Annotated in this window: 12 protein-coding genes; 8 read left to right on the top strand and 4 right to left on the bottom strand. The window is 46.9% G+C overall.

Annotated features, from left to right (window positions below):
• Positions 1–83: 83 nt before the first annotated feature.
• The 3 genes from BN1546_RS08675 to BN1546_RS08665 all read left to right on the top strand — a co-directional run bounded on the left by BN1546_RS08675 (position 84) and on the right by BN1546_RS08665 (position 3,963).
• Entirely contained in the window at positions 84–1,586 is a 1,503-nt protein-coding gene (locus BN1546_RS08675) for an HD-GYP domain-containing protein (RefSeq protein ID WP_025676220.1), read from the top strand.
• 174 nt (positions 1,587–1,760) lie between these two features.
• On the top strand, positions 1,761–3,206 hold the full coding sequence (locus BN1546_RS08670; RefSeq protein ID WP_090737132.1) for an ATP-binding protein: 1,446 nt from the start codon (positions 1,761–1,763) through the stop codon (positions 3,204–3,206).
• A 37-nt stretch (positions 3,207–3,243) separates the two neighbouring features.
• Positions 3,244–3,963 carry an NAD(P)H-binding protein gene (locus BN1546_RS08665; protein WP_090737130.1) on the top strand — a complete coding sequence of 240 codons (720 nt, stop codon included), beginning with the start codon at positions 3,244–3,246 and terminating at the stop codon, positions 3,961–3,963.
• A 78-nt stretch (positions 3,964–4,041) separates the two neighbouring features.
• Here BN1546_RS08665 and BN1546_RS08660 read toward each other — a convergent pair whose 3' ends face one another.
• Both BN1546_RS08660 and BN1546_RS08655 read right to left on the bottom strand, forming a co-directional pair.
• The gene (locus BN1546_RS08660) at positions 4,042–5,307 is read right to left on the bottom strand and encodes a DUF4179 domain-containing protein (protein WP_090737128.1); all 1,266 of its coding nucleotides are present in this window, start codon (positions 5,305–5,307) and stop codon (positions 4,042–4,044) included.
• Complete coding sequence (locus BN1546_RS08655; protein ID WP_014599431.1) at positions 5,304–5,831, bottom strand: RNA polymerase sigma factor; 528 nt, start codon at positions 5,829–5,831, stop codon at positions 5,304–5,306. The genes BN1546_RS08660 and BN1546_RS08655 overlap by 4 nt, the downstream gene beginning before the upstream one ends.
• A gap of 241 nt (positions 5,832–6,072) precedes the next feature.
• Here BN1546_RS08655 and BN1546_RS08650 point away from each other — a divergent pair, with 241 nt between their 5' ends.
• Positions 6,073–6,453 carry a RidA family protein gene (locus tag BN1546_RS08650; RefSeq protein ID WP_090737126.1) on the top strand — a complete coding sequence of 127 codons (381 nt, stop codon included), beginning with the start codon at positions 6,073–6,075 and terminating at the stop codon, positions 6,451–6,453.
• Between the two features lie 124 nt (positions 6,454–6,577).
• Positions 6,578–7,642, top strand: a complete 1,065-nt coding sequence (locus tag BN1546_RS08645; protein WP_176702364.1) for an undecaprenyldiphospho-muramoylpentapeptide beta-N-acetylglucosaminyltransferase — start codon at positions 6,578–6,580, stop codon at positions 7,640–7,642.
• 93 nt (positions 7,643–7,735) lie between these two features.
• On the opposite strand, the gene BN1546_RS08640 is transcribed toward BN1546_RS08645, so the two are convergent.
• Positions 7,736–8,491 carry a tryptophan-rich sensory protein gene (locus tag BN1546_RS08640; protein ID WP_090737121.1) on the bottom strand — a complete coding sequence of 252 codons (756 nt, stop codon included), beginning with the start codon at positions 8,489–8,491 and terminating at the stop codon, positions 7,736–7,738.
• A gap of 297 nt (positions 8,492–8,788) precedes the next feature.
• Here BN1546_RS08640 and BN1546_RS08635 point away from each other — a divergent pair, with 297 nt between their 5' ends.
• From BN1546_RS08635 to BN1546_RS08625, 3 genes are all read left to right on the top strand, one after another.
• Positions 8,789–9,739 carry a bile acid:sodium symporter family protein gene (locus BN1546_RS08635; protein WP_013369180.1) on the top strand — a complete coding sequence of 317 codons (951 nt, stop codon included), beginning with the start codon at positions 8,789–8,791 and terminating at the stop codon, positions 9,737–9,739.
• Positions 9,740–9,994: 255 nt separating this feature from the next.
• On the top strand, positions 9,995–11,119 hold the full coding sequence (locus tag BN1546_RS08630; protein ID WP_090737119.1) for an NADH-dependent flavin oxidoreductase: 1,125 nt from the start codon (positions 9,995–9,997) through the stop codon (positions 11,117–11,119).
• 109 nt (positions 11,120–11,228) lie between these two features.
• A complete protein-coding gene (locus BN1546_RS08625; RefSeq protein WP_090737117.1) occupies positions 11,229–11,816 on the top strand; it encodes a GNAT family N-acetyltransferase in 588 nt (195 codons plus the stop codon).
• On the opposite strand, the gene BN1546_RS08620 is transcribed toward BN1546_RS08625, so the two are convergent.
• The gene (locus BN1546_RS08620; protein ID WP_090737114.1) at positions 11,746–13,398 is read right to left on the bottom strand and encodes a response regulator; all 1,653 of its coding nucleotides are present in this window, start codon (positions 13,396–13,398) and stop codon (positions 11,746–11,748) included. The two genes, BN1546_RS08625 and BN1546_RS08620, sit on opposite strands and share 71 nt — an antisense overlap.
• Positions 13,399–13,405: the final 7 nt, after the last annotated feature.

The following is a 13,405-nucleotide window of genomic DNA, read 5'->3' as shown; positions in this document are numbered from 1 at the left end:
GAAGGTTAACTTTTGACGGCTGGACTCCGATATTGAATACAAAGATATCTTATGAGCGTACGGATGAAAAGAGGGGTAGCATTTTGCCGATCTATAAGCGCTTTATTCAGCATGTTATCCTGAACTATATTATAGGTTCATTTATTGCTGTACTACTGGTATGTATGATTTTTGTATTTTCCACGTTAAATGTAGCCCACTATGAGCTTCTGGGTCTTGTCAAAATTGTTGCATTTTCCAGCGTCATTATGATTGTTTGTGAAACCATAGTGTTTCGAATGCATTTAAGACCTGTTCATCGTTTTTTTCAAGGAAACCAGGAGACGCTCAAGGATGTAGAAGCGGTGTACATTCGGGTTCACCATCTGCCTAATTTGTCAGTTTTGCGTATTGTTGGGCCGCATTTGTTAGGCTTCTCTATCCCGGCAGCCGTTATTGCATTATGGATGATACATACTGGCCAACTTACCTTTCCCTTTTATTATGTAGGAATCGCCTGTATAGGAGCTTGTCTGGTCGCTTCCATGCATGCACTGGTTGAATTTTTTCTGACCATGAGAGCAATCAAACCGCTACTGGAGGAAATTCGAGATCGGACCTACCAGCAATATGGATTGAGCTTGTCCCTGCGAGGTCGAGTTCTGCTATCACTGCGGCATAAGTTTCAGTTAAGTGCAACGTTAATTGGTGCTTTTCCTCTGTTTCTGTTTTGTTTAGCTACACAGATTCGGCTGGAACGTTTGGAAGCGACGGATTCCGGCTCCTATTGGGCATGGGCGGGTACGATTTTAATATTTGGTGTAGCTTTTGCTTATCTGGGGGGAAGATTGCTGACCCGTGAGATCGAACAGCCCATCCATCACTTGTTGGAAAAAATGAATGAAGTGAAGGAAGGCCGCCTGAACAGTAACGCCAGTGACTTGTATTCAGACGAATTTGCGGAGCTGGTCGAAGGATTTAACATGATGATCGAGGGCCTGAAGGAACGAGAGGAAAAGAACGGTCAGCTATTAGACAGTTATTTTGCCACTTTGGCTGCAGCGCTGGATGCGCGGGATGCCTATACCGCAGGACATTCGTTGCGCGTGGCTGAATACTCTGTACTCATTGGGCGAAAGGGCGGTTTGAGCGAGACGGACCTTGACTTGCTGCGTAAAACAGCCTTGCTGCATGATATCGGTAAAATCGGTGTGGCTGACGCTGTGCTGTTTAAGGATGGCAAGCTGACGGACGAGGAGTTTGACCAGATTAAAATGCATCCGGTTATGGGGGAGAGTATTCTTCGGCAAGTGGAGCCGGCTTATGCTATGGCCCCTTATCTGCCTGGGGTGCGCTCTCATCATGAGCGTTACGATGGCAAGGGATACCCTGATCAGCTCTCCGGGGAAGATATTCCCCTATTTGGGCGAATCATAGCCGTAGCAGATGCCTATGATGCGATGACGTCGGATCGCCCTTATCGGAAAGGGATGAAGGAAGAGAAGGCGGTTATGATATTGGAAGAGGGTAAAGGAACCCAGTGGGACCCTTACTTTGCCGAATTATTTGTCAAGGAGTGGCGCCGGAACAAAGGCATTCTAAGCTGACTCTATAGATACTCCCACTAGGGCGAGCCGTTGCGGTTCGCTTTTTTTATACACACACGCAAGCCTCTTTGGATATGTCGAAAGATGGGGCTTCATGTTATGATGTACGAGTAAGGCAAAATCGGCTAGCATAGGCCTGGCATCCAATTTCTTGCGCAATGGGAGTGTGAATCCATGCAATTTTCAATGATGTTTCTAATGAATTTGGGGATGCTGATTGCTGTTGCCTATGTGGCGAACGTGATTTATAAATATGGTTTGAGTCGTACGTCTACGCGGTTCAAATATGTCAGTTCGGTGTTGCTGGTGGTATTTGGCGGATGGGTCAGCTCTTGCTTTGGTTTTAACTTCAATGAAACCGTTATTTTTGATCTGCGTTTTGTTCCGCTAATTATCGCAGCGTTGGTGTATCCCCGTTCCTACACGCTAATTATTATTGGGGTAGCGATCGGTCTCACAAGATTTTCCTTCGGTCTGAATATGGCGGCATGGGTTGGCTTTCTGAATATGAGCATTTTGGGCGTATTGTGCGCCGGATTGAACTACTGGATGCGCCGCTCCACCTGGCGCTTGATTATTAAGGCATCCGTAACCATTTTAGCGGTTAATATTGTAAATACGTTAAATATTGCTTTCCTGGGCGTCATTCCCTGGCGCTATTATGTAGCAGAGGTTGTTCCTCTTACACTGCCTATCGGCGTGATCCTCAGCTTTTTATTTGCACTGATATTACGTGATTTTCAGATGGAGCAGCAGCGAAACTATCAGATTCAGCAGGCGAATGAGTTATTGTCAGAGCAGCGTGATAAGTTGCAGAAGGCAAAGGTTATTTTAGAGGAACGCGCCAAGCAGCTCATGATGGCTTCCCAGTATAAATCGGATTTTATGGCAACGATGTCGCATGAGTTACGTACACCACTTAACAGTATTATTAACCTGGCACAGATTATCAACGAGCAGGGAAAAGAGCTGGATGAGGACGAGCTATACCAGTACAGTGATCTAATCTATGCCTCGGGGCATGATTTGCTCCAACTGATCAATGACATTCTGGACTTATCCAAGGTCGAGGCTGGGCACATGGAAATCGTAAGTGAGCCAGTCAGTGTGCGTGAGATTGCGCAGGGGATGATGATGCATTTTGAAGTCACAGCGAAGGATAAAAACCTGGAATTCAACTTGAAAGTGCATGAACATATACCGGATGAAATCCGATCCGATTCCAAACGAGTACAGCAAATTTTACGCAATCTATTGTCCAATGCCTTTAAGTTTACTCATAAAGGACGTGTATTGCTGGAAATTAGCACACAGCATTTAGATCGAAAAGGCCAGGAGGGAGATTGGGTTGTATTTGCTGTAAAAGATACAGGCATCGGTATATCCAAGCTTCAGCAGCATGTTATTTTTGAGGCATTCCAGCAGGCGAACGGTTCGATTAATCGTAAATATGGTGGAACCGGGCTGGGGTTGTCCATCAGCCGTGATTTTTCCCGCTTGTTAGGCGGGTTTATCCGTCTGGAGAGTGAAGAGGGCAAGGGAAGTACTTTTTCCCTGTACCTGCCTATGTGTCCGTCCGACAGCAAGGAGGCGGACGAACAGCCGTTTAAATTAACCTGATCGCAATCATGGGAACAAGGAGCGTTAGGAGGTATATATGGAACGTAAAGCGGTCGTTGTGGGTGGCACAGGGCTTGTCGGGGGTTATGTTGTACGTGAGCTGCTGGTGCAAAAAGAATACACCCGCGTCATGGTTATGGGCAGGCGTCCATTGGACATCAAGCATCCCAAGCTGGAGCAGGCGTTAATCGACTGGAAACAACCACAGAAGTCGGCCTTCGCCCTCGAAGGGGTAGATGATGTGTTTTGCTGCCTTGGGACAACGATGAAAAAGGCGGGATCCAAGGAGCGATTTCGACAGGTGGATCTGGACTATCCCGTTCTGACAGCCCAGTTGGGCAAAGAAGCTGGAGCGGTACAAATGCTTGCGATCTCTGCAATGGGCGCTGATCCGGATTCACGTGTGTTTTATAACCGCACCAAGGGTGAAGCTGAAGAGGCGCTTGCTGCGATCGGGCTGCCTGCACTGCATTTGTTCCGTCCATCGCTCATTTTGGGAGCGAGGTCTGAACGGCGTTTTGGCGAAGCCGCCGCCACGGTTGTCATGAAGGCGCTAGACGGCCTGATGACAGGCAGGCTCGCTTCCTACCGCGCTATCCCCGCTTCGTTCATCGCACGAGCTATGGTCCGAATTGCTCTCGCGCAGGCGAGCGGCGTACATATTTACCCGAACGACATCATTCGGGTCATCGGTGCGGAACTAACCTCCGATGATGAGGAAGCTGGTACAGGAACGACTCCTGATGACAATGTATAAAACCATGCTTAGGATTAGAAAATGACAATAACGCCGCTGTTGCCCAATGACTCGGGTAGCAGCAGCGTTATTCGTGTTTTATGAGTGGTTTGTATTTTGCGGTACATCGATCGTAATCTCTAATTCATCCATGTAATGGCGTGGCCAGTTGCCATTAGCATCGAGTAGGGCACTACCTCCTGGTTGGGTTGGCAAGATATACGGCTTGAAGATGATCTTCTGGGGAGTGCCCACAAAAGGAGTAAACAGTGTGATCATTTTGCTGTCACGTTCTTGGGTATGGGGAACTCCAGAACCGCTCAGCAATTGAAGTTCTCTTCCCTGCTCGTCGAATACAGCATAATCGAGTATATCCAATTCCCTTTTGCTGTACTGGATCGTGTGTCCGTTCTTCATATTATTGTACTCACGCTCTACAGTGTACTCATCTGGCATATGTGCAATATCGGTCAGCATTTTGAATGACGTTGTGATCTTGGTTGTGATGGGGGTAATTTCTAACTTTTCTACCGTAAATGCAAGATACGGATTAGATTTGCTCATTTGCGGCTGAAGTATCTTGTTATTTATTTTAGTTTTGTGAACCGTGGTTTGTATGCGGAACGGCTCGGGTACACCTTTTAACTTTGCGTATACCTCTAGCTCAAACTGATCTGGTAAGGCGGATTTACCACTGGCAGGGTCACGCATATACGCAATCAGCATAGAATTATTGTCTTTGCCCGGACGACCATACATGAGATTGAAGGCGCTACTGTTGCTGTTGACCGACGTCCCATTGATGAACAGGTCTATTTTTTCCACCATATCCTCTTCCTGTCCTTGCGTATTGGTAGTTGGATACAGGGGTTCATGTGGTGAATCCCCACCACTCTTTTCCAACGCCACGACCAAGCGTGTCCCGTCAAATATGATTTGAGGTACCTTCAATGTAATACCGCTATGGGTAACACTAAGGTTTACGGAAGTGGCCAACCCTTTCTGGTCAGCGGTTTGCAGCCCAAGATCCCCAGCTAGCTTGAACACACTATCAACAAGGGGGACCTGTTTCAATGACTCCGCCATTGTAGGCGAAACAAAGGCGCTGCCAATGATCATAACGCCAATGAGCGCTGCAGAAGCAGCGGTAATTGCAGTTCCCCGAAAAAACCTTTTAACGGATAGATGGGAGGATGGGCGGTTGGGTAGCAGTTCCAGATCCGATTCCATTTGTGCATAAAATGCATCTAGGCGTTGCCTTACCAAATCAGGGATTACTACCATTTTTGCTTCCAAGTTTTCCTTTTCCAATTGTAATTTCTCATCCAGCTCTTGATCCTGGTTTTCAAACCCTGAAGGATTCATTGAAAGGTCACCTTCCTTTCTCCGCGATTTTGTAGCAGGTCCATTAATGTTCTGCGAGCACGGTGCAATCGTGTTTTGACGGCACCCTCTGATAGATCCAGTAACTCTGATATTTCCCTGATCGGCATATCGCGCAAATAGTGCAGGGAAATCACGGTTCGCATGGATTCCTCCAAATGGTCGATGGCCTCGCGCAGTTCGATTTTTTCGTATCCGCCCGAGGTGGACGGTTCCTTTATAAATTCCGCGACGGGTACAACCCGTTTTTGCTTGCGGATAATGAGATGGCATTCATTAATGAGAATACGAAGCAGCCATGTTTTAAAATAGCGAGGTTCACGTAGCTCACCCAGAGACTTGTATGCTTTGAGCATCGCTTCTTGCATTGCGTCCGCGCAATCCTCATTGCTGCGAAGAATGGAACGCGCCATGCCATACATATCGGATTCCATATGTTTCATCAAGGCGACGAACGCCTTGCGGTCCCCATTCCTTGCTTGGTGTAAAATTGTTTCGAGATTCAAAGGATGGTACTCCTTTCCCGTCTATACTACTAGCTATAATCATTGTACTTGTACCTGTAATTTGATTTTGTACAATCTATTGTGTAGCAGGTTACAGGAATTAGATGTTACATGGGCGTTAAAGGTTACAGCGGAAATAAAAAAATGTAGCACCATTGCAAACCGTCGCACGGAATAGTGGCTTTGGACTTCACATGCTATAATACGGTGAACCAGTATCAGGAAGGAGAATCCAACCCTTATGAAAAAAACAATTGCTACTGAAAAAGCACCCGGTGCGATCGGACCCTATAGCCAAGCGGTAGAGGTAGGCGGGTTTATTTACACCTCAGGACAGCTTGGGCTGAATCCGGCAACAGGTGAGTTTGGCAAGGATGTACAGGAGCAGGCTCGCCTGTCCTTGAGCAATGTACAAGCTATTCTGGAAGCAGCAGGCAGCAACATGAACCAGGTTGTGAAAGCGACTGTATTCCTGAAGGACATGAACGATTTTGTCAGCGTCAATGAGGTGTACAGTTCTTTCTTTGAGCAACCGTATCCAGCGCGCAGTGCGGTCGAGGTAGCTCGTCTGCCTAAGGATGCACTGGTGGAGATTGAAGTCATTGCACTGAAGGGCGAATAGTTGGCAAGGTTTGTTCATAAAATATATAGTTTGCATGACAACCGGGTGTCACTACTATAGTGGCATCCGGTTGTTTTGAATGTAATATGTGTTGTTCTTTGTATACAAAGTGGAGGTGGAGATGATGAATAAAAAAATAATGTTCACTGGTGGAGGCTCTTCAGGACATGTAGCAGTAAACCTAGCTTTGATTCCTCACTTACTGGAACAACATTGGAGTGTCCAATACATAGGCTCAGAACAAGGGATTGAAAGGAATTTGATCTCGGGGCTAGAAGATGTGTGTTATTTTAGTGTCGCAACTGGGAAACTACGTAGATATTTTGACTGGAATAATGTTAAGGACCCGTTTAAAGTGCTAAAGGGGATTTCTCAAGCATACCGGATTATAAAGAAAGAAAAACCGGATATTATTTTTTCAAAAGGCGGGTTTGTTTCTGTTCCTGTGGTATTGGCTGGGTGGCTGAACAAAGTCCCCGTCATCATCCATGAATCTGATCTTACTCCTGGATTAGCGAATAAGATTTCCAGCATGTTTGCTACCGAAATTTGTACTACTTTTCCTGAAACAACTGAATATTTTCGCTCAAATAATACCCGGTATATTGGTGCTATTGTGAGAGATGAACTAAAAGAGGGGAAGGCAGCTAAAGGGTTGGCCTACTGCGGTTTTACTCGAAATAAGCCCATCATGCTCATCATGGGTGGGAGTTTAGGTTCCAAGAAGATCAATGAGCTGGTCTGGTTAAATTTAGAGGCTTTGCTTGCTCATTTTCAAATCGTGCATATTTGTGGTAAGGACCAAGTGAATGAATCTATTCGTACGAATGGTTATAAGCAATTTGAATACATAAACGATGAATTGGCGGATGTAATGACGATGGCAGATATGGTTGTTTCCAGGGCAGGTTCAAATTCCATTTTTGAATTCTTGACGCTGCGCAAGCCTATGCTGTTGATTCCTCTTTCAAAGGCAGTCAGCAGGGGAGATCAGATTCTAAATGCAAAATCATTTAAAGCACAAGGCTTGTGTGAGTTTTTAGAAGAAGAAGATCTGGAATCTGAACGATTTGTCGACATGATTCTTCGTTTGTATGAAAAAAGGCCGGATTACATTCGTAATATGGAGAAAATAAATACTGATCAATCGACAAGCAAGCTTTTAGATTTGATTAAAGTCTATGCCTGATCATATTTAATAAAAAACGAAGCAAGCGAGCTTGGGCTAAATAATTCAGACCCATGCTCGCTTGTGCTTGTTAGGAGATTATATTCGTTGACTTTAATCCCGGTCTCGATTACGGGCAAAAAATAGCCATAGCGCGTATACCAGGATGATTGCCGACAAGATCCATGCAGCCAGCCGTACATTTTCATTGTTCGGATGCTCGATGGCGACAGCGACATAGGCCCATACAAATACAAGCGGGTAGATGCTGTCACGATAAGGAAAGCTGACCAAGATTGCTAATGCGGCGCCAATAAGCAGGATGATGATCGCCCATATCGTATCGCTGAGCCCCCAGCCACTCCATTCATTCTTTTCCAGTGCTACTGCAATGTTGATGAGGGTAGCAACGGATACCCAACCGAGGTTCAGACTGAAAGGCAGCTTGACGAACCACATTTCTCCGCGAGTTGGTTGCGGTGTACGGGTACGTGTATATACGATGAATAGGGAGAGCAAGTATAGAATAATGACGATCACGCACAGCTCTACGTATACATACTGCCATAGGAAAATCCAGATGATGTTGAAGAGACAGCTCAAAATAAAGAAAATACCGATAGACTGAACGCTTGTCTTGGATTGCCCTGTAGATGTAGCTTGGTACACGGCAAAACAGGCGAGCAGCACGTAGATGACCGACCAGATGGAAAAAGCGTAACCTGCTGGCGTAATTAAGGTAGGATACATGTTGGATACAGCCGGAGTGCTTCTTCCGCCAATAGGAAGTGTAGAAGCCAGAATGTTAACGAGAACGACAGCGATGAATGCGATAATATTCCACCATTTATACGGATGGCTTCGTGACATAGGAATAACTCCTCCTCAACGAATGATGTTCAAAATGACCGACTGGTCACTATCTTCTACTATGAATATACCCACTTTGCTTTCAAATATGTCCGAACGGGAAAAAGTTTCTTGAACCCAATATAATCATAAAAAGTTGTATGTATATACATTCATATGTAGTACAATGGTAAAAATTTTAAGCACTATATGAGCTGAATGAAGAGTTCACATTGGGGAGCTAATACGCAGACGGAAGATGCTTCCGATGTGAATTTACTTAAATTCAGCTTATATAGAAATAAGGGGATTAGTAGAATGAGAGGATTAGAGAAAGCAGGTAAATTTGTAGGTGGGACCTTTTCCATCTGGGTGCTTTTGTTTGCATGTTTGGGATTTTTCTTTCCTACGGCGTTTACAGGGTTGAAAGGATACATACAGCTATTTCTGGGCATTGTCATGTTCGGGATGGGACTGACTTTATCTGCTGCTGACTTTCGTGAAGTATTCCGGCGTCCAGTGGATGTGGCTATAGGAGTGGTCGGGCATTATCTGATCATGCCATTTCTCGCTTTTGTATTGGCATTAGTATTACAGCTTCCACCGGATATTGCGGTGGGTGTTATTTTGGTCGGCTGTTGCCCGAGTGGAACTGCATCCAACGTAATGACGCTCTTATCCAAAGGCGACGTGGCGCTTGGCGTATCGATTGCTTCAGTGTCGACGCTGATTGCTCCACTGGCGACCCCGGCGATGATTAGTCTGCTTGCCGGACGCTGGATGAATATTGATGCAAAGTCGCTGATCATGGATATTCTCATCGTGGTTATTGTCCCGATTGTGCTGGGTGTAATCGTCAAGTCGCTATTTCGCAAACAGGCGGAAGCGAGTGTTAAGGCGCTGCCGCTCATTTCAACATTGGCAATTGTACTCATTGTGGCTATTGTGGTTGCAGGCAGCAAAGGCAAGATTTTGGAGACAGGCCCGATTATTTTTGCTGTGGTTATTTTGCATAACGGTATCGGCTTTCTGCTCGGATATTGGTTTGCCAAGCTGTTTGGCATGAATCTTTCCAAACGTAAGGCCGTTACGCTGGAAACGGGAATGCAGAATTCCGGGCTGGGCGCTGCGTTGGCAGCAGCTCATTTTAATCCGATTGCTGCTGTACCGAGTGCGATTTTTAGCGTGTGGCATAATATTTCCGGCTCGTTGCTGGCGACCTGGTTCTCCCGCCGAGAGGAGAAAGATAGCATAGCCGGAGGCAAATAAGCGACTGTCAATAGCTGATGACAAGTGGCTGAAATTCGGGTTTTTCGGACAGTTTAAGGGAGATCAGAAAGGATAGATTTGACTTTGTAGGGGCGGATCATTATACTGTGGTTATTATAACCACTGTATTTAAGTAAGCACGGTAGATAGGCTTTGTCATGGAAGAAAAATGATATCGAATTCGTATTCGCAATCGTTTCATGCTCAAAAGCCTTATATGATCTGTTCTGACTTAAACTGAAGGAGAGAGAACGAATGAATCCGAAATATAATCCTTTATTTGAAGCTTTTACCCTGCCATCCGGTGTTACATTGAAGAACCGCATTACGATGGCCCCTATGACTAACTTTGCTTCCCACGAAAATGGCGAAGTCAGTGATGAGGAACTGGCATACTACCGTGAACGCTCCGGTGGTGTGGGAGCGGTTATTACCGCTTGTGTGTATGTAACTCCAGATGGTAAAGGATTTGTTAATGAGTTTGGCGCGGACAAGGATGAAATGATTCCTAGCCTGCGTCGTCTGGCCGATACGATTCATCAGGAGGGCGCGAAAGCGATCCTGCAAATTTATCATGGTGGCCGTCTGTGTCCGCCGGATCAGATTCCAGACGGACAACCAATTAGTGCAAGCGCAGTAGCCGAGGAAAAAGAAGGCGCACCTGTGCCGCGTGAAATGACACCTGACGATATCCACCGTGTCATCCGTGCCTATGGCGAAGCAACTCGCCGTGCGATTGAAGCAGGCTATGATGGTGTAGAGCTTCACGGAGCGAATGGTTACTTGGTGCAGCAGTTCTTCTCTCCGCATTCCAACATTCGTACGGATGAATGGGGAGGAAGCCTTGAAAAACGGTTGACCTTTCCGCTGGCGGTTGTTCACGAAGTGAAGAAAGTGATCGCAGAACATGCGAAGCGTCCGTTCATCTTCGGATACCGCTTGTCTCCTGAGGAAGGACACACGCCAGGCATCATGCTGGATGATACGATGGTGCTTGTAGACCGCCTGGCAGATGAAGGGCTGGATTACCTGCACATTTCCGTAAATCATTTCTTCGGCGGTTCGTTCCGTGACCGTAGTGACGAACGGTCACGTACGGTTCTCATCCATGAGAAGGTTGGGAACCGTGTGCCAGTCATGGGCGTTGGTTCACTGAATACACCGGATGAGGCGCTTGCAGCACTGGAGACAGGTGTACCGCTTGTTTCACTGGGACGTCCGTTGTTGATGGAGCCGCAATGGGTTCAGAAAGTGCAAAACGGCACAGAAGATACTATTCGCACGACATTATCCAAGCAAGCCCAGCAGGAGCTGGTTATTCCTGACTACTTGTGGGGTGCGCTGACGACTATTCCTGGCTGGATGCCTGTAACCGAATAAATTCTAAATAACAATACCCTAGGCTGCGTTCATGCGCCTGGGGTATTTTCTTGTCTCGTGACCGTGAATTACAATTACATAGGAATAACACAGAGAGAAGGTAATGATAATGTTCTATGAAACGAATGGTATGATTTCGATGAGGTCCACCCATCCGGGGTTACAGATTCGATTGTTACAAGTAAGTGATGCTGAACATTTATTGGAGATCAGACGTGAAAATTTTGATTTCTTCAAGCCGTACGAGCCAGAACGACCTGAAATTTATTTTACGCTGGAAGAACAGGCGCGCCTGATTTCCAACGGTTTAGAAGCGGCACAAGCCGGACAGGGATATACGTTTGGACTTTTTTTGGTGGAAAATAATAAGCTGATTGGCAGAATGGAGCTGTCAGGTGTTGCCAGAGGTCCTTTCCAAAATGCCAATCTGGGCTACCTCGTAGATCCTGCATATCATGGACAAGGCTATGCTACCTCCGCAGTGAAGGATATTGTACACTATGCCTTGAATGAGTTGGAATTACACCGTATTCAAGCTGGAGTCATGCCAAGAAATAAGCCCTCCCATCGCGTGATGGACAAGGCGGGATTTCGCCGCGAAGGGCTGGCTCTCAACTATTTAAAGATTAATGGTGTGTGGGAAGATCATGTGTTATATGCGATGACGGCTGAGGATTTGCAGAATGGCGTCTTCTGAATTCGCCAGGCGTGACTCCCTCAAGCTTTTTGAACACCTTGCCAAAGTATTTCTCGTCCTGATAACCGACCATACCGGCAATATGATGAAGCCGCAGCTTATCATTCAGCAGTAACAGCTTTGCCTTGCCCATCCGGATCTGACACAAATAATCGGATAGATTAACCCCGTACTCCTGCTTGAATTTACGAGAAATATATTCTCGGCTAAGATAAAAGCGGCTTGCTATATCCTGTAGAGAAATGTCCTCGTCATAGTTAGCATCCAGATAGCGGGCAATATCACGGATCGTCGGGTTGTTTGGGCTATGGCTTGGTGTAAGTGCCTGACCAGCTGCCAGCAATCGATTTTCGATTTGTTTTTTCCACAAAGGCAGGGAAAGCATGCCGCGATTGTCGACCGGCAAGGCAGGAATGGTGCTCGACTCATCCGTCAGTTCCTCGCCTTCGGTATCTCCAGGTCTGTCATTCAGCCAGCGAGCCAGCATCCAATCCAGCTCTTGATTCCAGCCGGCTAGCTGCTCTGCTGTAACCGAAGGCAGTACGGCTACGGCTTCCATCCAGCTGCTTACCGCCATAGATACGCGACTGGCATTACAGCTGAGCGCACTAAGCCGTAGTTCTTCTTCCATTTCAGACAACTGGGGAAGACGAACGGTCTGCCGGGCCGGAGAACTTTCGTGCATCCAGTCAGTGTTCTGCAACATATCCCGTTTCCAGAGCGCTTGCCGTGCTTCTTGGTAGGCTGTGGCTGCCCCTGCGGGAAAGGTTTCGAAAGAACCAACTCCAATGTGCATGTAGCACCGCAGCGCCGTTCTGATCCCTGCGTGAATGTCCTGCAAGAGCGCTGGCCAACGAGCCGGCTCGCCCCAATACAGCAGGATAATTTCGTCCGTACGCTCCAGATGACGGAATGCAACTCCGGTCTGAGAGGTGCCCAGAAATTCGTTGCAGATGTTCATGAGGGAAAAGCCTAGAAGCGCGCGACGCGTTTTATATTTGTCGAGTATATCGGCATCCAGTTGAGTGGTACTCATCACTGCCGCATTACATACCTGAATAGCTGGCGGGAGACGCAGCTCCTCACGTAAAGGCGTGATGGAGAGCGATGTACCGGAAATGAGCTCGGTCAGGAGTTTATCAGCATAGTGCGGCCTCATCCGGTTGACCTCCATAGCCTGCATGGTCTGCCTGTTCCGGTCTTGCTCCGCTGTCCGCCAAGCTTGAGTAGCTTTACTGAGCGCCTCATTGATCTCTACCGGATCTACAGGCTTAAGAATATAGTCCATACCTCCCCGGCGAATGGCCTGCCGAACTAACTCAAAATCATCATAGCCACTGACCACCACGACTCTGGTAGCTGGAGAATTCGCCTGAATCCACTCCATCAAGGCTACTCCATCTCTACCAGGCATTCGCATATCTGTGAGTACCACGGGCGGGGAAAGTGCGGTAATGACCTCAATCGCCTGATCGCCCGATTCAGCCTCAATCACCTCGGTCACACCGTAAGCTTCCCAATGTACAAGCATCCGAATGGCGTGACGTACATGCTTTTCATCATCCACTATCAGGACCTTCATTGACAGA

This window comes from Paenibacillus sp. Mc5Re-14, from assembly GCF_001049835.1.
GTDB classification, from domain to species: domain Bacteria; phylum Bacillota; class Bacilli; order Paenibacillales; family Paenibacillaceae; genus Paenibacillus; species Paenibacillus polymyxa_C.
The sequence above is the reverse complement of the archived record's forward strand: the minus strand, read 5'-3'. Positions and strand labels throughout refer to the sequence as shown.

Bases quoted from the DNA above. Each gene is read 5' to 3' on its own strand.
- BN1546_RS08670 (WP_090737132.1), top strand. From the start codon at position 1,761: ATGCAATTTTCAATGATGTTTCTAATGAATTTGGGGATGCTGATTGCT.
- BN1546_RS08665 (WP_090737130.1), top strand. From the start codon at position 3,244: ATGGAACGTAAAGCGGTCGTTGTGGGTGGCACAGGGCTTGTCGGGGGT.
- BN1546_RS08660 (WP_090737128.1), bottom strand. From the start codon at position 5,307: ATGAATCCTTCAGGGTTTGAAAACCAGGATCAAGAGCTGGATGAGAAA.
- BN1546_RS08650 (WP_090737126.1), top strand. From the start codon at position 6,073: ATGAAAAAAACAATTGCTACTGAAAAAGCACCCGGTGCGATCGGACCC.
- BN1546_RS08645 (WP_176702364.1), top strand. From the start codon at position 6,578: ATGAATAAAAAAATAATGTTCACTGGTGGAGGCTCTTCAGGACATGTA.
- BN1546_RS08640 (WP_090737121.1), bottom strand. From the start codon at position 8,491: ATGTCACGAAGCCATCCGTATAAATGGTGGAATATTATCGCATTCATC.
- BN1546_RS08635 (WP_013369180.1), top strand. From the start codon at position 8,789: ATGAGAGGATTAGAGAAAGCAGGTAAATTTGTAGGTGGGACCTTTTCC.
- BN1546_RS08630 (WP_090737119.1), top strand. From the start codon at position 9,995: ATGAATCCGAAATATAATCCTTTATTTGAAGCTTTTACCCTGCCATCC.
- BN1546_RS08625 (WP_090737117.1), top strand. From the start codon at position 11,229: ATGTTCTATGAAACGAATGGTATGATTTCGATGAGGTCCACCCATCCG.
- BN1546_RS08620 (WP_090737114.1), bottom strand. From the start codon at position 13,398: ATGAAGGTCCTGATAGTGGATGATGAAAAGCATGTACGTCACGCCATT.